The organism is Ruegeria sp. C2 (assembly GCF_056537765.1).
The window spans coordinates 118,804-142,041 of record NZ_JBQFRZ010000006.1; the positions used below are offsets into that span (position 1 = coordinate 118,804).

Annotated in this window: 24 protein-coding genes; 14 read left to right on the forward strand and 10 right to left on the reverse strand. The window is 59.5% G+C overall.

Going from position 1 to position 23,238, the window contains the following annotated elements:
- Window positions 1-56: 56 nt before the first annotated feature.
- The 4 genes from leuS to ACR0IV_RS16885 all read left to right on the forward strand — a co-directional run bounded on the left by leuS (window position 57) and on the right by ACR0IV_RS16885 (window position 4,763).
- Window positions 57-2,591 (forward strand): leucine--tRNA ligase, encoded by a 2,535-nt coding sequence (gene leuS, locus ACR0IV_RS16870; RefSeq protein ID WP_480659799.1) that lies wholly within the window; start codon window positions 57-59, stop codon window positions 2,589-2,591.
- Window positions 2,578-3,069 (forward strand): LPS assembly lipoprotein LptE, encoded by a 492-nt coding sequence (gene lptE / locus ACR0IV_RS16875; protein WP_480659801.1) that lies wholly within the window; start codon window positions 2,578-2,580, stop codon window positions 3,067-3,069. The genes leuS and lptE overlap by 14 nt, the downstream gene beginning before the upstream one ends.
- Window positions 3,066-4,094, forward strand: a complete 1,029-nt coding sequence (gene holA, locus ACR0IV_RS16880; RefSeq protein ID WP_480659802.1) for a DNA polymerase III subunit delta — start codon at window positions 3,066-3,068, stop codon at window positions 4,092-4,094. Before lptE ends, holA begins: the two co-directional genes overlap by 4 nt.
- A 72-nt stretch (window positions 4,095-4,166) precedes the next feature.
- A complete protein-coding gene (locus ACR0IV_RS16885; protein ID WP_480659803.1) occupies window positions 4,167-4,763 on the forward strand; it encodes a glutathione S-transferase family protein in 597 nt (198 codons plus the stop codon).
- On the opposite strand, the gene ACR0IV_RS16890 is transcribed toward ACR0IV_RS16885, so the two are convergent.
- Window positions 4,760-5,950, reverse strand: coding sequence for a TIGR03862 family flavoprotein (locus ACR0IV_RS16890; protein ID WP_480659804.1), 1,191 nt, complete (start codon window positions 5,948-5,950; stop codon window positions 4,760-4,762). The genes ACR0IV_RS16885 and ACR0IV_RS16890 overlap by 4 nt on opposite strands.
- 45 nt (window positions 5,951-5,995) lie before the next feature.
- On the opposite strand from ACR0IV_RS16890, the gene ACR0IV_RS16895 reads away from it, so the two are divergent.
- Window positions 5,996-6,292, forward strand: coding sequence for an HNH endonuclease (locus tag ACR0IV_RS16895; protein ID WP_480659806.1), 297 nt, complete (start codon window positions 5,996-5,998; stop codon window positions 6,290-6,292).
- Here ACR0IV_RS16895 and ACR0IV_RS16900 read toward each other — a convergent pair whose 3' ends face one another.
- The 3 genes from ACR0IV_RS16900 to ACR0IV_RS16910 are packed head-to-tail and all read right to left on the reverse strand — an operon-like array spanning window position 6,293 to window position 8,381.
- Window positions 6,293-7,036: a VOC family protein gene (locus tag ACR0IV_RS16900; RefSeq protein WP_480659807.1), complete on the reverse strand. Its 744-nt coding sequence runs from the start codon at window positions 7,034-7,036 to the stop codon at window positions 6,293-6,295. It abuts the gene before it with no gap.
- A complete protein-coding gene (locus ACR0IV_RS16905; RefSeq protein WP_480659808.1) occupies window positions 7,027-7,635 on the reverse strand; it encodes an enoyl-CoA hydratase/isomerase family protein in 609 nt (202 codons plus the stop codon). Before ACR0IV_RS16905 ends, ACR0IV_RS16900 begins: the two co-directional genes overlap by 10 nt.
- Window positions 7,632-8,381 (reverse strand): SDR family oxidoreductase, encoded by a 750-nt coding sequence (locus ACR0IV_RS16910; RefSeq protein ID WP_480659809.1) that lies wholly within the window; start codon window positions 8,379-8,381, stop codon window positions 7,632-7,634. The genes ACR0IV_RS16905 and ACR0IV_RS16910 overlap by 4 nt, the downstream gene beginning before the upstream one ends.
- Window positions 8,382-8,514: 133 nt before the next feature.
- Between ACR0IV_RS16910 and ACR0IV_RS16915 the strand changes: the two genes are divergently transcribed.
- The 5 genes from ACR0IV_RS16915 (at window position 8,515) to lpxK (ending at window position 14,516) form a co-directional block, all read left to right on the forward strand.
- A complete protein-coding gene (locus ACR0IV_RS16915) occupies window positions 8,515-10,038 on the forward strand; it encodes a DUF2125 domain-containing protein (RefSeq protein ID WP_480659810.1) in 1,524 nt (507 codons plus the stop codon).
- A 127-nt stretch (window positions 10,039-10,165) separates the two neighbouring features.
- Window positions 10,166-11,512 (forward strand): TldD/PmbA family protein, encoded by a 1,347-nt coding sequence (locus tag ACR0IV_RS16920; RefSeq protein WP_480659811.1) that lies wholly within the window; start codon window positions 10,166-10,168, stop codon window positions 11,510-11,512.
- A complete protein-coding gene (locus ACR0IV_RS16925) occupies window positions 11,499-12,299 on the forward strand; it encodes an inositol monophosphatase family protein (protein ID WP_480659812.1) in 801 nt (266 codons plus the stop codon). The genes ACR0IV_RS16920 and ACR0IV_RS16925 overlap by 14 nt, the downstream gene beginning before the upstream one ends.
- Window positions 12,296-13,531, forward strand: coding sequence for a 3-deoxy-D-manno-octulosonic acid transferase (locus tag ACR0IV_RS16930; protein WP_480659813.1), 1,236 nt, complete (start codon window positions 12,296-12,298; stop codon window positions 13,529-13,531). Before ACR0IV_RS16925 ends, ACR0IV_RS16930 begins: the two co-directional genes overlap by 4 nt.
- Window positions 13,518-14,516 (forward strand): tetraacyldisaccharide 4'-kinase, encoded by a 999-nt coding sequence (lpxK, locus tag ACR0IV_RS16935; protein ID WP_480659814.1) that lies wholly within the window; start codon window positions 13,518-13,520, stop codon window positions 14,514-14,516. The genes ACR0IV_RS16930 and lpxK overlap by 14 nt, the downstream gene beginning before the upstream one ends.
- A 38-nt stretch (window positions 14,517-14,554) precedes the next feature.
- Here lpxK and ACR0IV_RS16940 read toward each other — a convergent pair whose 3' ends face one another.
- Both ACR0IV_RS16940 and ACR0IV_RS16945 read right to left on the reverse strand, forming a co-directional pair.
- Entirely contained in the window at window positions 14,555-15,220 is a 666-nt protein-coding gene (locus ACR0IV_RS16940; protein WP_480659815.1) for a DsbA family protein, read from the reverse strand.
- Between the two features lie 13 nt (window positions 15,221-15,233).
- Window positions 15,234-15,740: a DUF721 domain-containing protein gene (locus tag ACR0IV_RS16945; RefSeq protein ID WP_480471706.1), complete on the reverse strand. Its 507-nt coding sequence runs from the start codon at window positions 15,738-15,740 to the stop codon at window positions 15,234-15,236.
- An 81-nt stretch (window positions 15,741-15,821) separates the two neighbouring features.
- On the opposite strand from ACR0IV_RS16945, the gene mutY reads away from it, so the two are divergent.
- Both mutY and ACR0IV_RS16955 read left to right on the forward strand, forming a co-directional pair.
- Window positions 15,822-16,877: an A/G-specific adenine glycosylase gene (gene mutY / locus ACR0IV_RS16950; RefSeq protein ID WP_480659816.1), complete on the forward strand. Its 1,056-nt coding sequence runs from the start codon at window positions 15,822-15,824 to the stop codon at window positions 16,875-16,877.
- 58 nt (window positions 16,878-16,935) lie between these two features.
- Window positions 16,936-18,069 carry an alkane 1-monooxygenase gene (locus ACR0IV_RS16955; protein WP_480659817.1) on the forward strand — a complete coding sequence of 378 codons (1,134 nt, stop codon included), beginning with the start codon at window positions 16,936-16,938 and terminating at the stop codon, window positions 18,067-18,069.
- A gap of 79 nt (window positions 18,070-18,148) precedes the next feature.
- Here ACR0IV_RS16955 and ACR0IV_RS16960 read toward each other — a convergent pair whose 3' ends face one another.
- The 4 genes from ACR0IV_RS16960 to ACR0IV_RS16975 all read right to left on the reverse strand — a co-directional run bounded on the left by ACR0IV_RS16960 (window position 18,149) and on the right by ACR0IV_RS16975 (window position 22,075).
- Window positions 18,149-19,531, reverse strand: coding sequence for an adenylate/guanylate cyclase domain-containing protein (locus ACR0IV_RS16960; protein ID WP_480471703.1), 1,383 nt, complete (start codon window positions 19,529-19,531; stop codon window positions 18,149-18,151).
- A gap of 141 nt (window positions 19,532-19,672) precedes the next feature.
- Complete coding sequence (locus tag ACR0IV_RS16965) at window positions 19,673-20,776, reverse strand: DNA methyltransferase (RefSeq protein ID WP_480659818.1); 1,104 nt, start codon at window positions 20,774-20,776, stop codon at window positions 19,673-19,675.
- Window positions 20,777-20,881: 105 nt separating this feature from the next.
- Complete coding sequence (locus ACR0IV_RS16970; protein ID WP_480659819.1) at window positions 20,882-21,499, reverse strand: ribonuclease HII; 618 nt, start codon at window positions 21,497-21,499, stop codon at window positions 20,882-20,884.
- Between the two features lie 114 nt (window positions 21,500-21,613).
- Window positions 21,614-22,075, reverse strand: coding sequence for a hypothetical protein (locus tag ACR0IV_RS16975; RefSeq protein WP_480471700.1), 462 nt, complete (start codon window positions 22,073-22,075; stop codon window positions 21,614-21,616).
- A gap of 175 nt (window positions 22,076-22,250) precedes the next feature.
- Here ACR0IV_RS16975 and ACR0IV_RS16980 point away from each other — a divergent pair, with 175 nt between their 5' ends.
- Complete coding sequence (locus tag ACR0IV_RS16980) at window positions 22,251-22,538, forward strand: hypothetical protein (RefSeq protein ID WP_480659821.1); 288 nt, start codon at window positions 22,251-22,253, stop codon at window positions 22,536-22,538.
- Window positions 22,510-23,211, forward strand: a complete 702-nt coding sequence (locus ACR0IV_RS16985; RefSeq protein ID WP_480471698.1) for a winged helix-turn-helix domain-containing protein — start codon at window positions 22,510-22,512, stop codon at window positions 23,209-23,211. The genes ACR0IV_RS16980 and ACR0IV_RS16985 overlap by 29 nt, the downstream gene beginning before the upstream one ends.
- The last annotated feature ends 27 nt before the right edge of the window (window positions 23,212-23,238 follow it).

Here is a 23,238-nt window from a genome sequence, read left to right on the forward strand (position 1 = left end):
ACAATATTACCACGCCGGGTTCTTACCCGGCGTTTTCATTCACGAAGGACCGCACGATGTCGCGCTACTCGGCAAACGAAATCGAAGCAAAATGGCAGGAGGCCTGGGACAAGGCCGGAATCTTCACCGCCAACCACAAGGCGGACAAGCCGAAATACTACGTGCTTGAGATGTTCCCCTACCCGTCTGGCCGAATCCATATGGGGCACGTGCGCAACTATACGATGGGCGACGTGATCGCGCGTCATAAACTGGCGACCGGCCACAACGTGCTGCATCCGATGGGGTGGGATGCGTTCGGGATGCCCGCAGAAAACGCGGCGATGGCTATTGGCGGGCACCCCAAAGACTGGACGTATGGCAATATCGCTGACATGCGCGGGCAAATGAAGCCGCTGGGCCTGTCGATCGACTGGTCGCGCGAGTTCGCTACCTGTGACCCCGAATATTATGGCCAGCAGCAAGCGCTGTTTCTGGATATGCTCGAGGCCGGGCTGGTCTACCGCAAGAACGCCGTGGTGAACTGGGATCCGGTCGATATGACCGTTCTGGCCAATGAACAGGTGGAGAACGGACGCGGCTGGCGCTCGGGCGCGCTGGTGGAACGGCGTGAACTGACTCAATGGTTCTTCAAAATCTCGGATTACTCCGAAGAACTGCTCGACGCGCTGGACACGCTCGACAACTGGCCCGCCAAGGTGCGCCTGATGCAGGAGAACTGGATCGGCAAGTCGCGCGGTCTGCAATTTGGCTTTGAACGCACCGATGGCGGCGAGCCCATTACTGTCTATACGACTCGCCCCGACACGCTGCTGGGCGCGTCTTTCGTCGGTATTTCACCGGACCATCCGATTGCCAAACAGCTTGAGGCCGAGAACCCAGAAGTTGCTGAGTTCGTTGCAGAATGCCGTAAGGGTGGCACCACGGAAGAGGCCATCGAGACAGCTGAAAAGCTTGGTTACGACACCGGCATCAAGGTCAAACACCCGCTGGACCCGAATTGGGAACTGCCGGTTTGGATCGCGAACTTCATCCTGATGGATTACGGCACCGGCGCGATCTTTGCCTGCCCGGCACATGACCAGCGCGACCTCGACTTCTGCCGCAAATACGGCTTGCCCGTAGTCGATACATTCTTTGCGCTGGATGATGATACGCCGGTCGACAAAATCGCCTTTGTTCCACCTAAGACGGAAAAAGTACGCTGGGTGAATCACTTTGCGGGCCTGACCGAAGCCACCGGGGATGAGGCGATCAACGCAACCGTTGATTTCGCAGAAAAGGCGGGCTGGGGCGAAGGTGTTACCAAGTACCGCCTGCGCGATTGGGGCCTCAGCCGCCAACGCTATTGGGGCTGCCCGATTCCCGTGGTGCATTGCGAAAGCTGCGGTGTGGTGCCCGAAAAGAAAGAAAACCTTCCGGTCCGCCTGCCCGACGATGTCACCTTCGACAAACCGGGCAATCCGCTGGACCGCCACCCGACCTGGCGTGACTGTGCCTGCCCGAAATGTGGTGCCCCGGCCAAGCGCGAGACCGACACGATGGACACATTCGTCGATTCGTCATGGTATTTCGCCCGTTTCACCGCCCCACGCGCCGAAACGCCGACCAATCTGGCAGAAGCTGAATACTGGATGAATGTCGACCAGTATATCGGCGGCATCGAGCACGCGATTCTGCACCTGCTTTACTCCCGCTTTTTCGCGCGGGCGATGCAGATCACCGGCCACCTGCCCAAGAAAGCCATCGAGCCTTTCGACGCGCTGTTCACCCAAGGCATGGTAACGCACGAGATTTACCAAACTCGCGATGCCAATGGCCGCCCGGTCTATCACCTGCCCGAGGATGTGACCGACGGCAAACTGGCCGACGGCACCGAGGTCGAAATTATCCCTTCGGCCAAGATGTCGAAATCCAAGAAGAATGTGGTCGATCCAGTCAGCATCATTTCTGCCTTCGGCGCAGACACAGCGCGCTGGTTCGTGCTGTCCGATTCGCCACCCGAACGTGACGTGGAATGGACAGCCTTTGGGGCCGAGGCCGCGTTCAAGCATCTCAGCCGCGTGCATCGCATCGCGTCCGAGATCGTAGAATCAGACATACCCGCCAATGGCGAAGACGAAATCCTGCTGCGCGAGATGCACAAAGCGATCCACGATGTGTCCGGGGGCGTCGAATCCTTTGGCTTCAACGCTTCGATCGCCAAGCTTTATGCCTTCACCAACACTTTGGCGAAATCCAAGGCAGGTACCGACGCCAAGCGCCAAGCCGCCAAGACGCTGGCGCAGCTGATGTCGCCCATGACCCCGCACCTGTCCGAAGAGCTGTGGCAAATGCTGGGCGGCGAAGGTCTGGTGGCGACCGCTGCATGGCCCGTCGCGGATGAGGCGATGCTGGTCGATGACACCGTCACCCTGCCCATCCAGATCAACGGCAAGCGCCGCGCGGAAATCAGCGTTCCCAAGGATATGGCCAAGGACGAGGTTGAAAAAATCGCGCTCAGCACCGAAGCTGTGCAAAAGGCGCTGGATGGTGCCGCGCCAAAGAAAGTCATCGTAGTTCCCGGACGGATCGTGAATGTCGTCGTTTGACCGCAGAACCCTGATCTTGATGCCGTTGGCCTTAGCGGCCTGCGGCTTTGAACCGGTCTATGCACCCGGCGGATCGGGGACAGCTTTGGACGGGAAAGTGGCCGTCTCGGCCCCGAATAACGTCGACAGTTTCCTGCTGGTTCAGAATCTGGAACGTAAACTGGGCCGAAGTGCTACATCCGGCAGCGATTATGCGTTGGACGTGCAGGTTTCAACGGTCACCCGCGCCGCGTCGATCACCACGTCGAATGAAACCACGCGTTACACCATCGACGGGCGGGCCACCTATGCGCTGAAATCCAACAATACCGGTCAGATCCTTGCCTCGGGCACGGTCACAGAGTTTGTCGGGTACTCTGCCGCTGGATCGACCGTTTCGACGCTGGCGGATGAGCGTGACGCCAAGGAACGGCTGATGGTGATCCTGTCAGATCAGATCGTTACCCGCCTTTACGCCACACCGGGCCTGACCACATGAAGCTTAGCCCGCGTGAGGCCGAGGGCTATTTCGCCAAGCCTGACACGGACAAAACCGGTCTGTTGATCTATGGGGCCGACGCAATGCGCGTCGCGCTGAAACGGCAACAGGCTCTGGCAGCCCTTCTCGGACCCGGTGCAGAAGAAGAGATGCGCCTGAGCCGCATCCCCGGAGCCGATCTGCGCGGCGACCCCGCATTGTTGCTTGATGCAGTCAAAGCAGTTGGCTTTTTCCCCGGCCCGCGCGCGGTGTTTGTCGAGGATGCAACCGAGACCGCCGCACCTTCGATCCTCGCTGCGCTCGAAGATTGGGCGGCAGGCGATGCCCAAATCATCGTGACCGCAGGCCAACTCAAACCAAGCTCGAAAATCCGTAAAGCGTTTGAGGCGCATCCGGCCACTTATGCTGTCGGCATCTATGACGATCCGCCCTCACGAGCCGAAGTTGAACGCATTGTCTCACGGGCCGGGCTGCAGAACATCCCGCGCGACTCGATGTCGGCGCTCAGCGAATTGGCCTTGGCGCTCAGCCCCGGTGATTTCACGCAAACCGTTGATAAATTGTCGCTTTACAAACAGGGCGATGCGTCTGAGCTGAGCATCGAGGATATCGAGGCCTGCGCCCCGCGCTCGACCGAGGCCGCTCTGGATGACGTGCTGAACGTTGTCGCCGAGGGCCGCACGGGCGAGATCGGGCCGCTGATCCGGCGGTTGCAAGCACAGGGCACCAATGGGGTCACGCTTTGCATTGGGGCGACCCGGCATTTTCGAACACTCTATACTTGCGCCGCAGACCCCGGTGGTGCGGCGCAGGGCATCGGCAAGCTGCGTCCGCCGGTCTACGGCAAACGCCGCGATCGTATCCTGCGTCAGGCACAAGGTTGGGGTGCCGCCAAGCTGCAGACGGCGCTGACAGTGCTGACCGATACCGATCTGTCCCTGCGCTCGGCCGGTCAAACTGCGCCCGCAATGGCGCTGGTTGAACGTGCTATGATCCGTTTGGCCATGCTGGCTCGGTCTCGTTGACAACGGGTTTCGCTTGACCCGTTTCCGATGGCGGGCACACTGCCCAAGATTGTGAACCAGCAGGATACAAGCATGTACAAGCTTTATGGCCCCGTTATGACCCGCACGTCACGGGTGGTTTGGATGTTGGAAGAAATGGGCGAACCCTATGAACTGGACCCGGTCGCCCCGCGCTCGCCCGAGATTTTGGCGCTCAACCCTTCCGGCAAGGTTCCGGTGTTGGTCGATGAAAACCGCGCAATCAACGACAGCTCGGCCATCATGACCTATCTGGCAGACAAGCATGGGGTTCTGACATACCCTGCCGGAACCATCGAGCGGGCCGAACAAGATGCGTTATTCCACACAATTCTGGACGAGATAGATGCAGTTTTGTGGGTCGCGACGCGGCACAAGTTCATCCTGCCCGAAGACAAGCGCGTTCCGGCAATTCGCGACTCGATCACGTGGGAATTCGATCACAACTTTCAGCGGCTCGAAAAACGCTTCAAGGGACCGTTCCTGATGGGGGACAAGATGACCATCGCGGACATCCTCCTGATCCACTGCATGAGTTGGGCAAAAAATGCAGGTTTCCCTCTGAATTCCGAAGTTCTAAGCGCCTACGGCAAAGAAATGCGCCAACGTCCAGCCTATCTGAAAATGGCCGAGATGGCGGCGACCGCTTAGGCGAACGGGCGTGCCGTGAGATACTCAGCGGCGGCACGCCCCGCCCAACGACCCGTGGCCAGACAGGCAGTCAGCAGATAGCCGCCTGTCGGCGCTTCCCAGTCCAGCATTTCTCCGGCGCAGAATATTCCGGGCAGGGCTTTCAGCATTAAGCCCTCATCCAGGGCGCTGCGCGCTACACCTCCGGCGGTTGAGATCGCCTCGTCCATCGGGCGCAGGCCAGAATGTCGAACAGGCAAACGCTTCAGCGTCGCGATCCAATCTGATTGCGTCAACGGATGGCCCTTGGTCATCTCATGAAACAGGGCAATCTTTTGTGGCGGCAGGCGCAACGTGTTTTTCAGCCAGTGCGATAGCGTCGCCTTGGGTTTCTTGGCTGCCAAGCGCGCCTGCAATGTCTGGGCCGTGACATCGGGCACCAGATCGATATAGAGCGGCGCGCCTTCACGCAACGCTGGCGTCAGAGAATAAAGACCGCCTCCTTCCAACCCCTTGGCTGAAATAGCAGCCTCGCCCCGGCTGGTCAGATCACCGGCTACCCAACGAACGGATTTCAGGGCAGCCCCGAAATGCGGCTGCATGTAAGGGCTCCACTCCACCGAGAGCGCCGAATTCGACGGGACGAAGGGGGCCAGTTCAACGCCCTTTTCCGACAGGACCGAGGCCCAGGCCCCGTCAGAGCCCAGCCGAGCCCAACTGGCCCCTCCCAGCGCCAGTACTGCCACATCAGGGTTGAGGCGTTGTTCACCGTCCGGCGTTTCAAACACCAGCGCCCCCTCTCGCCACCCGATCCAGCGCCGCCGGGTCCGAATCTGCACACCCGCCTCATCCAGCCGCGCCAGCCAGGCACGCAACAAGGGCGAGGCTTTCATGACCTTGGGAAACACGCGTCCGGTTGAACCGGTAAACATCTCCTGCCCCAGATCCTGCGCCCACCCCCTCACAGCTTGTGCGTCAAACGCATGGATCATCGGCTGCAGCCACGTCCCAGCCTCGCCATAAGCGGTCATCAGGGTTTCGAACGGCTCATCCTTGGTCAGGTTCAGCCCTGACTTGCCTGCCATCAGGAATTTGCGCGCGACCGAAGGTTTTGCCTCTGCCACCAGCACCTGATGACCGGCGATGGCCAGTTGCTCAGCCGCCATCAGCCCTGCGGGGCCTGCACCGATCACCACTGCTTGCGCCATCGCGCCCCTCTTGCCCTGCTCGCGCATCGACGCGAGATTACTCTTATGGCGAACACCGATCCGATCTGCCCGCTCTGCGACCGCCCGATCCCCGATGGGGGCGGCAGCCTGCACCATCTGATCCCAAAACTCAAAGGAGGCAAGGGCGGGCCGACTGTCTTGCTACATCAGATCTGCCATAAAGAGGTGCACGCGACCCTGACCGAGGCCGAACTGGCGCGCAATTTCAACTCGATTGAGGCCTTGCGCGCGCATCCGAGGCTTGAGAAATTCCTGATCTGGGTCCGCAAACGCCCCCCCGGGTTTCGCTCCAAAGTGCCGGGCAAGCGGCGAGGACGCTGATCAGGCGGGCAGGATCGGATCGCCGAATGCGTCTTGCTGTTCGGCCTCCAGCCATTCGATTTCGATCCCGAGATAGTCGGGCACCGGGGCGAACTGTGCCCCCGCGATGTGCTGAAACTCAAGCGTCGTATACGGGCGTTTCCACAGCCATTCGCGGTTCTCCACGGCCCACAGATCGGGGTTGGGTGGAGTCTCATCGGTGAACGCGTAGAAATGCAGATCGAACCCGTAGGGCGAAACTTCCTGCATCGACAGCAAGCACATCCCCAGTTTGCGGCAAAAGGCATCTTCGGCGACGATATCGCCCGTTCTCAAGGTGATCTGACCGATACATGCCCCGGCAAACGGGGCCTCCGCATTTGCAATTCCGTCTGGCCGGTTGCCCTCGAAATCATGTTGCAGAAGCTCGATCACGAAACCTTCGGGGTCGCTTAGGTGGCACATATAGCCGATGTCTATGAACTGATGCGGTGTACTGACGGCTATGCCCTTCCGACGCAGGAAATCGGCGGCCAGATCGACATCGGGCAACGTGATACCGATCTTCCAATACCGCTGCCCCTGATCATGTGTGTATCCACCCCCGCCCGGCATCAGAAGCAGATCGGTCCCTTGTCCGGAATAGCTGAGACGACGGTTGGGCCCTTCGATCTGAACAGTCATACCGAGCGCGTCGCGATAGAATGCGGCCAGGCGGTCCGGATCAGCAACCCGCAGTCGCAACGCGGCGAGCCTCATGGGCATAACCGAGCGATCCCGGTGGCAATCGTGGGATCGGCGGTTACAGAATCTGCCACCAGTTCCCGTGTAGTTGGCATCAGCAGATCCGGCTCGACCACACGGTCGACCAGTCCGAACGCATAGGCCTCATCTGCGGTGATCTTCTGCCCAGCCATCAGGATCAGCTTGGTGCGCGCCGGACCAATCAAAGCCGCCATGCGTTTCGGGTCCGATGGCTGCGGCAGAAAGCCCAGCTTCATAACCGGATAGAAGAATTTTGCCGACGGCACCGCGATGCGCAGATCACAGGCCAAAACCATCCCATTCGCCCCACCGGCCAGCGTGCCATTCAGCGCGGCCACTGTCAGGCACGGCAGCGCGGCAATGGCGCCCGACAATCTCTCCCACAGGTTGGAGGTGGCAAGTCCCGCCCGCGCCTCGTCCAGATCTGCACCAGCGCTGAAGACACGACCGGCACCGGTCAGGATTAAGGCCCGGGCTTCGGTGGCAGACTCGGCGATCTGGACCAATTCGCCCAGCATCGCCGCAGTCAAAGCGTTGGCCTTGTCCGGATTGTTCAGGGTAACCGTCCAGAGGCCGTCTTCCTTGGTCAGATCAATCACGTGATGCCGATCCTTTTGCGGATATCTTCATTGCGCAGCGAAATCTCGGTGCCCCGGAATTCATCCGCATCCGATGAGCACATCCACAGCATCGCCCGCGCGGGCCAGTCAGCCGGGATATGATCGTCCCAATCCAGCTGGCTGACCGGGTTTATACCACTGGCCTTGATCACCCGCTGCATGTCGGTGGCCACGGTGCCCGGCGACAAACCCATGGCACGGATACCATGATGCGCCTCCTCCAGATGCAAACACTCGGTCAGCATCTTCGCACCGGCTTTCGATGCGCAGTAGTGGCTCCAGGCCTCAACCGGGTTCGACGCAGCACCGGACGAGACCGTCAGCACCGTGCCCCCACCCGCGGCGCGCATGATGGGCAGGGCGGCGCGCATGCCGTAGAAAACACCTTTGAGGTTGATATCGATCGCCGAGCTCCAAGCGGAAACATCTGCGTTGGACATATGAAAAATAGGATCGATCACCCCGGCATTTCCGACCAGGACATCCAGCGATCCAAACCGATCCACGCAATCGGCCACCACCTGTTCAACCTGCGCAAAGTCACTGACATCGCAGGCCAACGCGATCACGTTATCGCCAAGTGCGGCAGCCAGTGCCTCAATCTGATCACGGCTGCGCGCCACCAGCACCACATTGGCCCCGGCTGCGGCAAAAACGCGCCCGGCTTCGGCACCGATCCCTCGGCTGGCCCCCGTTATCAGTACGGTTTTCCCTTGCATTTGCATCGTTTAAATCCCTGCATTTGAAATTGTGTAAAGTCGTACAGCGGAAATGGGGAACTGGTCCACCCCTTGCCCCTTGACGCTGACCGCCACAGGCACGACGATGCCGGCAAAATTGATCAAGAAGGGTTCTCTTATGACTGTTTTCCTTCGCCGGAGCTGCGGCGCAGCGCTGGCTTATGCCGTTGCAACTCAGGGCGCGTTTGCAGAAATCACCGCCAATGATGTCTGGGCCGACTGGCAGGCCTATCTGGGCGGCATGGGCTATGAAGTGACAGGCGACCAGAGCACATCTGGCGACGTCACCACGATCGCAAACATGACCATGGCCATGGCCCTGCCTGAGACCGATGGGCAGTTCAACATGGTCATCCCTGAAATGACCCTGACCGAAAACGGCGATGGAACCGTCAATATCGATTTCCCCGACAGCTTCCCAGTGTCGATCTCGGGCGAATCCGACGGAGAAGCATTTTCAGCCGATCTGCTTTATACGCAGGACGCGCTGAATATGGTCGTCTCTGGCACCCCGGAAGAGATGACCTATGACTACACGGCAAACAGCCTGACGCTGGCACTGGATTCGATGAAATTCGGCGAGGAAGCCGTATCGCAAGACGTGCTGGGCCTGAACTTTACGATGAACGAGGTCGAGGGCTCTTCGCTGATGAAAATCGGCGAAATGCGCGACATCGCGCAGAAGTTCACCGCAAGCACCATGTCTTATCACGTGGCCTTCGACGAACCTGACAGTGGCGACGACGGTCGGATCAGCGGCAAGCTGGACGATCTGGCATTTGAAGGCGACACAACAATCCCGGCGGGGTTTGATGTGACTAATGTGCAGGATCTGTATGGAGCCGGATTTGCGGCATCCGGTACATTTACCTATGGCTCGGGTAGCACCGAAATGGCCGGAACCGCCGAGGGTGAAGCATTTTCGCTGAGCAGCAGTTCCGAGGGCGGTGAATTCACCGGCAGCATCGATGCCCAGCGCCTGGTGTACGACCTTGTGCAAAACAGCACCAAACTGGCGGTAACCACGGCTGATCTGCCCTTCCCGATCGAGATCGCGATGGCCAATGCCGGGCTGAAGCTTGAGATTCCGGTTGCGGCCTCGGAAGAAATCCAGCCCTTTGGGTTTGGCCTGAACCTGACCGATTTCACAATGTCCGACGTGTTGTGGAGCCTCTTTGACCCCGCAGGCGCCCTGCCCCGTGACCCGGCCACGATTGCGCTGGATACGACCGGCACCGCCAAAGTGCTCGTCGATTTCATGGACCCGGAAGCAGTCGAAGCGCTTGAGACCTCGGAAGTAGCACCGGGTGAACTGCATTCGCTGAAGATCAACGAATTGCTGGTCTCGCTGGTCGGTGCCGAGCTTACGGGCGATGGCGACTTCAAGTTCGATAACTCGAACACTGAGGCTTTTGATGGCATGCCTGCCCCGTCGGGTGTCGCCAATCTGAAACTCGTCGGGGCAAATGCGCTGCTCGATACGTTGATCGGTATGGGTTTTGTGTCCGAAAACGATGCACTCGGCGCGCGGATGATGATGGGTCTGATGGCGGTTCCGGGTGAGGAACCCGATACGCTGAACTCGACAATCGAGTTTACCGAGGACGGCCAGATCCTGGCGAACGGCCAGCGGATCAAGTAGCAAAAACTTCGGGACAAGCCGCAAGGGCGGCCTGTCCCACCCAAGGCAGGCGGCGCAAATGGATCGCAGGCCTTGCGGGACGCACGCTCCGAGGCTAGGTCCAAGACATCAAGACCCCGGAGGCTTCATGAACAGAACACCTCAAGACATCAGCCACGATTTGCTGGATGCGGCGCGCAAAGCGGGGGCCGAGGCGGCGGATGCCATTGTTATCGATGGCTCATCCGTATCGGTCGAGGTCCGCGGCGGCGCGCTGGAACATGCAGAGAGGTCCGAAGCCACGGACCTGGGGCTGCGCGTCTTCCTGGGCAAGCGCCAGGCAATTGTCTCCAGCTCTGACAGTCGCCCCGAGACGCTGACCGCGATGGCCGAACGTGCGATCGCCATGGCCCGCGAAGCGCCCGAGGATCCGTTTACCGGCCTCGCTGATCCGGATCAGTTGATCAGCGATTGGAACATGGACGCGTTTGAGCTGTTCGACCCGACGCCAGAACCCAGCGCCGATACGCTAATGCAGGATGCACTGGCCGCCGAAGCTGCGGCGCTTGAGGTGGATGGGGTCACACAAGTTTCGGATGCGGCAGCGGCTTATGGCACCCATCGTGTCCACCTTGCCGCGACCAATGGGTTTTCCGGCGGCTATGCACGCAGTAGCCGCTCAACCTCCTGCGTTGCGATTTCCGGTGAAGGCACCGGGATGGAGCGTGACTATGACGGTGATAGCCGAAGCTTTCAGTCTGACCTTCGCAGCCCGTCCGAGATTGGCCGCACGGCCGGTGAACGTGCCGTTTCCCTTATGGGCGCGCGCAAACCGCAGACCGGCAGCTTTCCGGTTCTGTTTGATGAACGTATCTCGTCCTCACTGATCGGTCACTTGCTGGCCGCCAGCAACGGCGCAGCCATCGCGCGCGGAGCCTCGTGGCTGAAAGAAAGCCTTGGCGAGCAGGTTCTGCCCGAGCATCTGTCCCTGATCGAAGACCCACATCGCCCGCGCATCGCGGGCTCACGCCCGTTTGATGCCGAAGGTTTGGCGACACAACGCCGGGCCATCGTGGAAGATGGTGTTTTGACCGGCTGGACGCTGGACCTGGCCAGCGCCCGCAAACTGGACATGACCTCAACCGGGAACGCCGCGCGCGGCGTGTCGGGCCCTCCGTCTCCCAGCAACTGGAACCTCAGCCTGACGCAAGGCGAGCGCAGCCGCGCTGATCTGCTGCGCGATATGGGAACGGGATTGCTGGTAACTTCGATGATCGGGTCGACCATCAACCCCAATACCGGCGACTATTCACGTGGGGCCTCAGGCTTTTGGGTGGAAAACGGTGAGATCACTTACCCGGTCAACGAATGCACCATCGCGGGCAACCTACGGGACATGCTGATGCGGATCGTTCCGGCCAATGACGCGCGGCCTTACCTGTCGCGCGTGGTACCGTCGTTGCTGATCGAAGGGATGACACTTGCCGGCAACTGACCTGTCTTTGTTGATTGATGCCGCTCTTGAAGCTGGAAAGATCGCCACCCGTTTTACCGGGCCGCAGGCACAGCGTTGGGACAAACCCGACGGCGCGGGTCCGGTGACCGAGGCCGATCTTGCCGTCAACGCCATGCTCGAGCGTGATTTGCAGGCCGCCCGGCCCGATTATGGCTGGCTCAGCGAAGAGACCGAAGACTCCGCCGACCGCCTGAGTCGTGATCGTGCGTTCATCATCGACCCGATCGATGGCACCCGCAGCTTTGCCGAAGGTTCGCGCACCTGGGCGCATTCTCTGGCCATTGCAGAGCAAGGAGACGTGATTGCAGCTGTCATCTACCTTCCTATGCGCGACCTGCTTTATGCGGCATCGCGTGGGCAGGGGGCAACGCTGAATGGTGCAACGATCCGCGTCTCAGGCCAGACCCGCCTGCCTGAGGCCGAGATTCTGGCTGCAAAACCCAATCTAGACGCGCGCCACTGGTTGTCAGGCTCGCCCCCCGCGTTCAAACGTGTCTATCGCCCCTCACTGGCCTATCGCATGGCGCTGGTGGCACAAGGGCGGTTCGACGGGATGCTGACACTTCGCCCCAGTTGGGAATGGGACATAGCTGCAGGAGACCTGATCCTGCGCGAAGCGGGTGGGTTATGTACTGATCGCATTGGCCAGCCTCTGCGCTTTAACAATGCTCATCCGCGCCTTAACGGTGTAGTCGCCGCCGGACCCACTTTGCATGCAGGACTTCATGACCGGCTTGATCCCAGCGGCACCGGGATCGCTCCATGAGCAAGCCCGGATCTCTCAGCCTTGCAGCCTATCGGGTACTGTCCTGGGGCGTTCCACAAAGCGGCGGGTACGCTGACACGCCCCGCCCCGAAGGTGAGTTGCTTTGGGTCCATGTCAGCACACCCGACCGGTTGCGCGCCGTCGATGACCTGTGCCGTCGCCTGCTGTCTGCACGGCCAGGATTGTCGATCCTGATGACCGCCCCCGCCGAGGCTGACCTGTCCGAGTGGAAAGGCTGCAGCTTTCCGATCGTCTGTTTGCCCCCCGACCAGGCTGGGGCCGCGCGGACTTTTCTCGATCACTGGCAACCGGACATGGCCTTGTGGTTCGGGGGTGGGCTATTACCCAATCTCATCAGCCGCGCGCAAGAACAGGCCACACCCCTGATCCTGCTTGAAGCGTCAGTTGACGTAAAAACTGCGCGGGGTGGGCGATGGCTGCCGGATATCAAGCGTTACACCTTGGATTGCTTCGATTCGATCCTTGCCCCAAGCGATGAGATCGCCCGCCAAATCCGTCGCCTTGGCATCGACTCGACCAAAATCTCTGTCGCTCCATCCTTGCATATCAGCCCGAACCCGCATCCTTGGCCCGAAGATGAGTTGATCGAAACCAACCATGCATTGGCCGGACGACCCGTCTGGCTGGCTGCATGGGTTCAGGACAAAGAATTCATATCGGTCCTGAGCGCCCACCGGCAGGCGTTGCGTATGCTGCCGCGATTGGCGCTTGTGCTGCATGTGGCCGACATGTTCGAGGCAACTCCGCTGTATAAACGGCTTGAAGCGATGGATTTGCGCTGCGCCAATTGGGATGAGGGCCATCCGATCGAGGATACAACGCAAGTCATTCTTTCTGCCGCGCCCGAAGATCTTGGGCTATGGCACCGCGTCTCGGCCGTCACATTCATGGGAAACTCGTTGGAACGCAGTGCAGGCGGATGCGACCCGTTGATCGCTGTTGCATTGGGATCGGCCGTTATCCATGGTCCCCATGTGAGCAAGCATCGTAATATCTATGATCGGCTCGACCAGGTCGGTGCAGCGATGACGATCAAATCCGCAACCGAACTGGGGGATGGTGTCGTGGAACTGCTGGCCCCGGACCGCACCGCCGACATGGCGCTGGCGGGATGGCAGATGGTAACCGAAGGGGCGCCGCAGGCTGACCATCTGATTGATCTGGTTCAGGACACGCTGGATCGACGGAGGGCTGAAGATGCGCGCTCCTGAATTCTGGAACACTTCCCCCGATCAGCTTGACGTGCGTGCCCGGCTGCTGGCCCCGCTCGGTCATCTCTACGCCGCAGCTACTGCTCGAAGAGTTGCAAAGGAACCCGGCTTCAAGCCCGGCGTTCCAGTCATCTGTATCGGCAATCTCAACGCGGGCGGTACCGGCAAGACCCCGACGGTAATCTGGATGCTCGAACGTCTGCGCGACAAATGGCACCAGCCGCATGTGGTCACACGTGGCCATGGCGGATCTTTGGAAGGGCCGGTCAAAGTTGAACCACGCAAGCACAGCGCTGCGCAGGTCGGGGATGAACCCCTGCTGCTGGCCGCCTTCGCCGATGTCTGGGTCGCCAAGGATCGCGCCGCTGGGGCACAGGCCGCCGCAGAGGACGGCGCGACGGCCATTGTGTTGGATGACGGGTTTCAGAATCCTGCAGTCGCCAAGGATTTCTCGGTCATTGTCGTCGATGCCGAGCGGGGCTTCGGCAACGGTCTATGCTTGCCTGCTGGCCCACTGCGAGAGCCCGTCGCCGTCGGCCTGAAACGCGCCGATCTCGTATTGTCTCTGGGTGCTGACGATGCGCAGGCCTCGTTTTCCAAGCGCTGGGGTCCGGCGTTGACCGTTCCTCATGCCAGAGGTGAGGTGTGCCCGCTGCAAACCGGGATGGATTGGGCAGAAACACCTGTTCTGGCCTTCGCAGGCATCGGCCATCCGGAAAAGTTCTTTGCCACCTTACGCCAGCAGGGTGCCCGGCTGTTGCGGTCTGAGGCGCTGGATGATCACCAGCCACTGACCCCTGCCCTGATGACACGGCTCGAAAATGAATCCCGCGCTCTGGGGGCCCAGCTGGTGACCACTGAAAAAGACGCTGTTCGCCTTCCAGCCTCATTCCGCAACAAGGTACTGACGCTGCCGGTGCGATTACAGATTGATGAGGATGAAAAGATCAGAGAGATGTTGGCACAGATCGCCCCATCGCCCTGAAAGACAGGCCAGCCCCTGGCGGGCTGGCCTGTTGAGATTTAGCTGCCGAGTTCGTCTTCGATCAGCTTCTTGAATTCGTCGTAAGACTGGTTGTCGACCTGCTTGCCATTCACCATGAAAGACGGTGTCGCCTGAATACCGTCGCGTTCGGCGTTCTCCTGATACCAGGCTACAAGGGTCTGGGCGCGAGTGCCATCCTGCAGGCAGGCCTCAAGCTGGTCATTGTCGATACCGGCCAGACGACCAATCTTGCGCAGTTCGTCCACGATCTCGGCCGGACCACCGGCACGGGTCCATTCGGACTGACCTTCATAGATCAGATCGGTGATGCCAAAGAACTTCTCGGGCCCCGCGCAGCGCGCAACCATCGAGGCCCAGAGACCATAGCGGTCAAAGTAAACCTCGCGATAGATGAACTTCACCTTGCCGGTATCGATGAAATCCTTCTTGAGCTGCGTATAGGCACCTTGGTGGAAGTTCGCGCAATGCGGGCAGGTATAGGAGGCATATTCGATGATCTCGACCGGCGCATCTTCGGCGCCCTGCACCATCTCGACGACGGTCGATGTATCCAGATCAGCCTCCTGCGCCTCGGCCGCGCTGACCAAAGGATAAGCTGGGGTCGATGAATTCGAGAGCGACAGCCAATAGCCGCCAGCGGCGACGGCGACGGCCGCACAGATTACGGTTGCAATACGGCTCATGCTAAGCCCTTTCTTAGTGTTTCTGTCTGGATAAAACGTTGCGACCGAGACGTTCAAGGGCCGCACGCAAATCTTCATCATTTACATCGCGTGACACTTTGTCCGCCTCGGCGGCAATCTCCGTAGAAATCGTGGGTTTTACCACCTTCGGTTTGTGATCGAAACTGGCCTGCCCCTCAGCAAATCCGGTCGGAGCGGTCTGGGTGATGCGCACGCGGCTGATCGCGTTGAAGCCATAGACCGCGTTCACCTTGTCGCGCAGCTGTTCGCGCTGCATGTCCAGCATCGCAGCCTGTGGCCCGGTGGTCAGGACCGTCAAAGTAGCTCCGAACCCACCTTTGGCATATCCCACCTTCACCGGCTGAGCGATCGAGGCGATATCCTGCCCGACAATCTCGGCCCAGTGGGTCAACAGTCGCGACACAGCGAAGCCCCGGCTTTCCCCGGCGCGCCTGATCTGGTCGTTCAGCAAAGTCGCGGTGCGTTTGAACCCGCGGGTCGTGGACCGTTTGCGCTGCATCTGGTTTCCAACTCCTGTGCCGCTATTGTAATGGGCAGGAAACCGGGTGCCAGCAAAACCCGACAGGGAGATGAATAAAACTTGCGTGATTCCACTGAATTCACCGTGAGCGCCGCGTTGTTGGACTGGTATGACCGCCACGCCCGCGAAATGCCCTGGCGTGTGGGTCCTGCTCAGCGCGCTGACGGCGTGCAGCCCGATCCTTACCAAATCTGGCTGTCCGAAGTGATGCTGCAGCAAACGACGGTCGCTGCGGTGCGTGACTATTTCATGCGGTTCACCAGGCGCTGGCCAAACGTGCAGGCCCTGGCTGCGGCGCCGGATGATCAGGTGATGGCGGAATGGGCCGGGCTGGGCTACTACGCCCGCGCCCGCAACCTGCTGAAATGCGCGCGCGTCGTGGCGCAGGATCATGGAGGGCGGTTCCCCGAAACTTATGACGTACTGCTGAAGCTGCCCGGTATCGGCCCCTATACCGCTGCCGCGATCTCGGCCATTGCCTTTGATCAGCCCGAGACAGTGCTAGACGGCAACGTCGAACGGGTCATGGCGCGATTTTTCGATATTCACGACCCATTGCCGGGATCCAAACCTGTGTTGAAAGAAAAAGCCACAGCGTTGACCCCAACCCTCCGCCCAGGAGACTACGCCCAGGCGGTGATGGACCTTGGCGCCACCATCTGCACGCCCAAATCACCCGCTTGCGGCATCTGTCCTTTGCGTGATCCCTGCCAGGCACGGATCGCTGGAACTCAGGCAGGTCTTCCGCGCAAGACACCAAAACAGCCCAAACCCACGCGCCACGGGCATATCTATATCGCGCAAGACGCGAACCAAGCCCTCCTGCTGGAGCGGCGCCCCGACAACGGCCTGCTGGGCGGCATGCTCGGCTGGCCCGGATCGGAATGGTCGGAGGCCCCGCCCGAGGCCCCCCCGTTTCCCGCCGACTGGCAAGTCCTGCCGGGTGAAGTGCGCCACACCTTTACCCATTTTCACCTGATCCTGCGCGTCTGGATCGCTGATTTGCCCGAAGGCGCGCCAACCGGCGATCTGATCCTGATCGACAAGCACGCCTTCCGCCCCAGTGATCTACCAACGGTGATGCGCAAGGCCCATGCGCTCTGGCGCGGCCAATAGCGCGTTGTGAATCTAACGCAAACATGGCTAGGTGAAGGCAACAGACCCGAGCGCCAAAATGATCGCACCAGACACCCTGTCCCGCTGGCAATCCGCCCTTCCCTACTGGATCTCGATCCTGTTGATCCCGCTGATCTGGGCCACGACACTGGCGGGAGGCTGGTGGGTTCTTCTGGTCCCGCTCTCAACTTGGTGGGCCTTTGCCGTGCTCGATCAGTTGACCGGGCTGAACCTCGAAAACGCCGACCCTGACACGCCCGAAACCGGGTTACGCTGGTACATCCTGCTGACCAAGCTTTGGGCTCCGATACAGTTCCTGACGTTGTTTGGCCTGATCTGGTACGTGACCCGCGCGGACCTTTCGACGCTGGAAAAGATTGGCGTTTTCTTTGGTATGGGCGTGATTTCAGGCACGATCGGGATCAACTACAGCCATGAGCTGATGCATCAAAAAGGCCGCCTTGAACGCTGGCTGGGCGATATCCTTCTGGCCATGGTGCTTTATTCCCATTTCAGGTCCGAACACCTACTGGTCCATCACCGCTATGTCGCCACCCCACGTGACCCGGTAACAGCCCTCTATAACGAAGGGTTCCACCGCTTCTACCCTCGCGTGCTGCGTCAAAGCTTGATCTCGGCCTTCCGCACCGAGCGCGAAAAGCTGGCCCGCAAGGACCGCCCGTGGAGTGATCGCGCCAACCCGTTCTGGCGCTACTGGGTGTTGCAGGGCGCGATGCTGTTTCTGGCCCTGTTGGTCGGAGGCTGGTCCGGCGTGGCCTTGTTCCTGCTGCAGGCCGGAACCGCAATCTGGCAACTCGAACTGGTCAACTATGTCGAGCACTACGGCCTGACCCGCAAATACCTCGGCGATGGTAAATACGAACACGTCCGGCCCTGCCATTCCTGGAATGCCTCGCAGAAGGCATCGAACTGGCTGCTGATCAATCTGCAGCGCCACTCGGATCACCACTACAAGCCCAATCGTCGGTTCCCGCTGCTGCAGCACCATTCACAGGATACCGCACCACAATTGCCCTATGGCTATCCGATAATGACCGTGACCGCGATGATCCCGCCCCTCTGGCGTCGGGTTATGAACCCCCGCGTGCGAGCATGGCGACGGCAATACTATCCCGAGATCACCAACTGGCTGCCTTACAACAAAGCTCAAAACCCCAGACCCGGGGCATGACCACAGCGCGCGCCAGCGCGCTGCCCGGCCCAACCGTCAGAGCTGCATCTGCGATGCTGCGCTGATGGGCGGGAGGACCTCAGTCTGCCATCACCCAGATATCCATCGGCGCCTCAACCCCGCGTACGGCTTGCCGTGGCTTGGCTTCAAAGCCGGCCATGGCGTCCAGAGCGGAGGGATTTTCTTCCGCAACCCGTGCCCGCACGGCATCACTCACAATGATACGGGCATGGAAATCGCGGGTCAGCGCCTCAAGCTTGGCGGCGACATTCACCGCATCTCCGATCACCGCAAATTCCAGACGGTTTGCGCCAATGTCCCCTAAAACCACAGAGCCAAAGTGCACTCCGATCCCAACATGGATTTCCGGTTCTCCGGCCCGACGGCGATCCATGTTCCAGCGGTCGATCACCCCAACCATCGCACGCGCACAGCCCAGCGCGTTGCTCGCATCCAAGGGCGTTGGCACCGGCGTGCCAAAAGTCGCCATCAACCCGTCACCCAGATACTTGTCCAGCGTTCCGTGATGGCGGAACACCTCAGTCTCCATCCGTGCGTGAAAGCCGCGCAAGACCTCGATCACCTCGTAAGGATCACGCCCCGCCGCGTATTTGGTAAATCCGACGATATCGATGAACAGAACCGCCACATCTTCCTTGCGGATCTGTTTCAAAGGCTCATCGTTCTGGCTCAGCTCATCCACAACATTGGGCGAGAAATAGCGCGACAGATTGGCCCGCTCACGCTCTAACCCGGCATTGCTCATCAATAAGCGATTGAGGCGACGCATCGAGATACCGAGCGTGACGGCAACCATGACGAACACGATTACCTGCTGGATGCGCATGGTCGGCATGAAACTGTTCGGGTCCATGAACTCGGCCACATCCGGATAGCCCGACAACGCTTCTGCCACCCTCTCGCTGATTCCCGGAATTGGCGTTGCCACCCACCAGGCGATGATCCAGCCCGCCGTCCACATTCCCGCGGTCCAGGTTCCAATGGCGATCACCGTGCGCCAGGAATAGGCCAACGTGCCTGCGGCCAGGATGATGAAGAAATACTGAAAATTATCGAACCGGTACTGCATCGCCAAAGGCCGCACATCATCGCTGAACGGGTTGGGAATGATCATGCCCAGCGTCATGATCAGCAGGTCCACGAAGATCAAAAGCAACTCGGTCCGGGATTGCCCGACCCGACCTGCGCGCTGGATCAGCCAGCCATTGGCGCAGATCAGCAGCAGGATGAAATGATACCACATCACCTCCCATTGCGGATTGAGGTAGATCAGCAGCAGCCCCGTAAGCCCCATCGCCACCCAGCGGGCACGCACGGCCAGTTCCAGTCCCTCGCGCTTGTGTCGTTCGAGGGTGGCTTCGGTGTATTTGTTGTTCAGATCGAACGTGTCGGGTTGCGTGAAAAACAGGCTGCGGGGTCTGCGCACGGTGGTCTCGGTCATGGCCGTGATCTTTCTTGCGACGTATAGAGGCGGCCCCATGCAACCACTGTTTATGAGAAAACAAAAGACCCCGCCGTAGCTTCGGCGGGGCAAGGCTTAGTGCCTTGTGTCAGGCCACAGGCACCGGCGGTATTTGCAATATCAGTTGTGCATCTCGGCCCGGATCTGCTGACGCAGAACATCAATCGGAACCGTCTTGCCATCACGTTTGAAACACCAATAGGTCCAGCCGTTGCAAGACGGCGCATTTTCCAGATGCGCCCCGACCTGGTGGATCGAGCCCTTAACGTTTTGCCCGACGAGCGTACCGTCAGCCCGAACCTTGGCCTTATGTCGCTGGTTCATGGAATAGAGCTCTTCACCCGGGCGCAGCATGCCGCGTTCAACCAACTGGCCAAAGGGCACGCGCGGCTCGGCGCGTTTGCTGGCGCTGACCTCCAACGCCTCGCGGTCAAATTTACGGACTTTGGCGATACGCTTCTCTGCCACCTTGCGATAGCTTTCCTCGCGCTCGATCCCGATGAACTCACGTCCCAGCATCTTGGCGACTGCTCCGGTGGTACCAGTGCCAAAGAACGGGTCCAGCACCACGTCACCCGGATTGGTCGAACCAATCAGAACGCGATGCAGCAGCGATTCAGGCTTCTGTGTCGGATGCGCTTTGTCTCCGTTTTCGTCTTTGAGGCGCTCATGCCCGGTGCAGATCGGCAGAACCCAGTCACTGCGCATCTGCACGCCTTCATTCAGCGCCTTCAGCGCCTCATAGTTGAAGGTGTATTTCGCGCCTTCCCGCTTGGAGGCCCAGATCATCGTCTCATGCGCGTTGGTGAATCGCTTGCCGCGGAAGTTCGGCATCGGATTCGACTTGCGCCACACCACGTCGTTCAGAATCCAGTACCCGGCATCCTGCAAAGCCGATCCGACGCGGAAGATGTTGTGATAAGACCCGATCACCCAGATCGCACCGTTGGGTTTCAGCAGACGATGCGCTGCCTTCAACCATTCGCGCGTGAACTGGTCATAGGCCCCAAAACTGGAGAATTGATCCCAGTGATCATCGACCGCATCCACCTGAGAGTTATCGGGCCGATGCAGCTGACCTTTCAGCTGCAGGTTATACGGCGGGTCCGCAAAAATCAGGTCAACCGACGCCTCGGGCAGACTGTTCATCATCTCGATGCAGTCCCCGGATAGAATCGTGTTTAAAGGGAGCGCGGTTGCGCCCTTCGTCTTGATTGTGGTCATATCACTGCCTCAGTTCCACGGCGCTTTTGCGCTCATTTGGTTGAGACAAGGATGAGTCAAAGATGATTCGCCGTCAATTTCTTTTTTGAATCAGCGACTTACGATTTACTCTTGATACAAGATATTGTGGACAGGTTTGAAGGAACGTCTATGGTGTGGGGTCACGCCGAGATTTCGCAGCGCTTCGCGGTGCTGTTTTGTCGGATATCCGGCATTTGCCTCCCAGCCATAGCCCGGGTGCTGTTGCGCCAAATCCACCATCAACCGATCGCGCCAGTTCTTGGCAAGGATCGAGGCCGCCGCAATCGACACCGACCGTGCATCCCCCTTCACCACCGCCTCAGACGGAATTTCCAATCCGCGTGGAATCAGATTTCCATCAATCAGCAGGAAATCCGGCGCCGGATCCAGCTGCGCCACCGCGCGCTCCATCGCCAGATGCGAGGCGCGTAGGATGTTGTGCGCGTCGATCTCAGCGACTGAGGCTTCGGCAATGGCCACGTCCGCCCGTTCGCGCAGCACAACCTCAAGTGCGCCGCGGCGCTTGGCAGTCAGCTTTTTAGAGTCGTTCAGCCCTGCGGGAATATCCTCCGGGTTCAAAACCACCGCAGCGGCAACGACAGGGCCAGCTAACGGCCCGCGTCCAACCTCGTCCACACCGGCAATTCTGAGATAGCCGTGTGCCAGCAAGGCTTGTTCAAGTGCAAAATCAGGTGTCGACATGCCTGTGGCAAATCGCGTTTCAAAGGCAGACGCAAGAAAAAAGAAGAGGGCAGCTTGCGCCACCCTCTCCCAGCGTGACGCTTCTTTGGCGCCACTCCTGCTCGAAACCGGTTACTAGTAAAAGACGCGGTATCCTTTCTGGCGCAGGCAAGCGGGTTCGTATGCCCGTTTTACCTTTTTACCATTCCAGAAACCAACCTTGCACTGGTGGGGCAGGCTATCTGCATATTTGTAGTGTTTCTTGAGGCAGTTCGGCCCAAGCAACGGATGTTTTTTCGAATAGGCATTGAACGTGCGCAGGCAGCGCTGTGGCAGATTATAGCGCGCGACACGATCAGGCAGCGGGCGCACATGGGGCTTTTTCTTCTTGGAAGCCTTCTTGCGCTTATGTTTCTTGCGGCGTTCTTCTTCCTCGCGCTTTTCATCCTGATAGTAATTCACTGCCGCACCCAGAATGGCGAGCGCCGCCAACCCGCCGAGGATATCCCGAGTATCAGCAGCGCGCGCCTGTGAAACAGAGACTCCTGTAATGGCGATGGCTGTGGCAATAATCAGAGCGATAAACTTCCGGTGCATGTTTCATGTCCTTTCGGATATTGGGGCAGGCCCATATCGGACCGCGTATTTGATGCATCGACACTGCGACCGCCCCGTCCAGACAAGCAATAACGGCAAGTTGTTATCCAATATCAGGCCTCCAAACCCCTTGAGTTATTGAATATCCGCACAACTCGTGCGCAGGATGCAGCCCATGAAACAGATCCTCTCTTCTTTGGTTCTGGCGGCTCTGATATCGGTTGGGTCGCAGGCCACAGCGGCAGATTGTTATGCCGATTACAAAGCCAAGCAGGACAATCCCTTGCGGCTGCATTACGGCGTTATGCAGGTCTCAAGCTGCAAAAAGGGACCGGCCCAGAAAGAAGTCGCAAAACGGCTGAAGTCGAACGGCTGGACCCTGCTAAACGTCATGTCCGTGTTCGAGGCGGATGGGTTGGATCAAAGGAAGGCCAATGCCGGAAAATTCTATCTCCGTTACTGAAGCGCGTCGTTCGGGGGTTCGGTTGGTTGGGCTGGGGATTGCAGCGATCGTTGCGATCCTCGTAACGGCTGCGGTATTCCTGTTCTGGACGCTGCCCGACGCGAATGCCTTCAACGCAAGGGTTGAGCGTTTGTTTGTCGAGGCCGACCTTACCTCGCAATCAGAAATCCGACTGCTTGAAATTCTGGCACAGTCCGGCACTGCTTTTGCGGACACGCTGTCCAGTTATCGCATGGTGATCTTCGTACTGCTGGTCTTTGCCAGCGCCATGCTGATCGCGGCATTGGTCTTTTTGGTAATGCTGGTCCTGTTCAATCGCCGCATGGCGCAGATCGAGCGTACCGGGATTCAGGTGACCTCACTCCTGATCAGCCGCGAGGAAAATACGGTCTACCTCAACAACATGGATTTCAAACTGACGCCAGCCGCGATGGAAACCCTGTCGGTGCTGGCTGAATCCCGGTTGGATGACGAGGTTCTGTCCGGTGTGCAGATCGAGGCGATGATCTCGGGCAAGGATGCCTCCGATTGCGATGAAGCGGCAGGCGCCACCAGGATCAAACGCCTGCGGGATGCCCTGGGCAATCAAATGGTAAGTGAGCTTCTGGTGAAAAATATCGCCAAGAAAGGCTACATGCTGTCGATTGAAAAAGACGTCATTCAGATGGTCTAGGCCGCGACCCTCCGGAAAAACTCTCGC

Coding starts and splice junctions, on each gene's coding strand:
- leuS (WP_480659799.1), top strand. CDS start 57: ATGTCGCGCTACTCGGCAAACGAAATCGAAGCAAAATGGCAGGAGGCC.
- lptE (WP_480659801.1), top strand. CDS start 2,578: ATGTCGTCGTTTGACCGCAGAACCCTGATCTTGATGCCGTTGGCCTTA.
- holA (WP_480659802.1), top strand. CDS start 3,066: ATGAAGCTTAGCCCGCGTGAGGCCGAGGGCTATTTCGCCAAGCCTGAC.
- ACR0IV_RS16885 (WP_480659803.1), top strand. CDS start 4,167: ATGTACAAGCTTTATGGCCCCGTTATGACCCGCACGTCACGGGTGGTT.
- ACR0IV_RS16890 (WP_480659804.1), bottom strand. CDS start 5,950: ATGGCGCAAGCAGTGGTGATCGGTGCAGGCCCCGCAGGGCTGATGGCG.
- ACR0IV_RS16895 (WP_480659806.1), top strand. CDS start 5,996: ATGGCGAACACCGATCCGATCTGCCCGCTCTGCGACCGCCCGATCCCC.
- ACR0IV_RS16900 (WP_480659807.1), bottom strand. CDS start 7,036: ATGCCCATGAGGCTCGCCGCGTTGCGACTGCGGGTTGCTGATCCGGAC.
- ACR0IV_RS16910 (WP_480659809.1), bottom strand. CDS start 8,381: ATGCAAATGCAAGGGAAAACCGTACTGATAACGGGGGCCAGCCGAGGG.
- ACR0IV_RS16915 (WP_480659810.1), top strand. CDS start 8,515: ATGACTGTTTTCCTTCGCCGGAGCTGCGGCGCAGCGCTGGCTTATGCC.
- ACR0IV_RS16920 (WP_480659811.1), top strand. CDS start 10,166: ATGAACAGAACACCTCAAGACATCAGCCACGATTTGCTGGATGCGGCG.
- ACR0IV_RS16930 (WP_480659813.1), top strand. CDS start 12,296: ATGAGCAAGCCCGGATCTCTCAGCCTTGCAGCCTATCGGGTACTGTCC.
- lpxK (WP_480659814.1), top strand. CDS start 13,518: ATGCGCGCTCCTGAATTCTGGAACACTTCCCCCGATCAGCTTGACGTG.
- ACR0IV_RS16940 (WP_480659815.1), bottom strand. CDS start 15,220: ATGAGCCGTATTGCAACCGTAATCTGTGCGGCCGTCGCCGTCGCCGCT.
- ACR0IV_RS16945 (WP_480471706.1), bottom strand. CDS start 15,740: ATGCAGCGCAAACGGTCCACGACCCGCGGGTTCAAACGCACCGCGACT.
- ACR0IV_RS16955 (WP_480659817.1), top strand. CDS start 16,936: ATGATCGCACCAGACACCCTGTCCCGCTGGCAATCCGCCCTTCCCTAC.
- ACR0IV_RS16960 (WP_480471703.1), bottom strand. CDS start 19,531: ATGACCGAGACCACCGTGCGCAGACCCCGCAGCCTGTTTTTCACGCAA.
- ACR0IV_RS16965 (WP_480659818.1), bottom strand. CDS start 20,776: ATGACCACAATCAAGACGAAGGGCGCAACCGCGCTCCCTTTAAACACG.
- ACR0IV_RS16970 (WP_480659819.1), bottom strand. CDS start 21,499: ATGTCGACACCTGATTTTGCACTTGAACAAGCCTTGCTGGCACACGGC.
- ACR0IV_RS16975 (WP_480471700.1), bottom strand. CDS start 22,075: ATGCACCGGAAGTTTATCGCTCTGATTATTGCCACAGCCATCGCCATT.
- ACR0IV_RS16980 (WP_480659821.1), top strand. CDS start 22,251: ATGAAACAGATCCTCTCTTCTTTGGTTCTGGCGGCTCTGATATCGGTT.
- ACR0IV_RS16985 (WP_480471698.1), top strand. CDS start 22,510: ATGCCGGAAAATTCTATCTCCGTTACTGAAGCGCGTCGTTCGGGGGTT.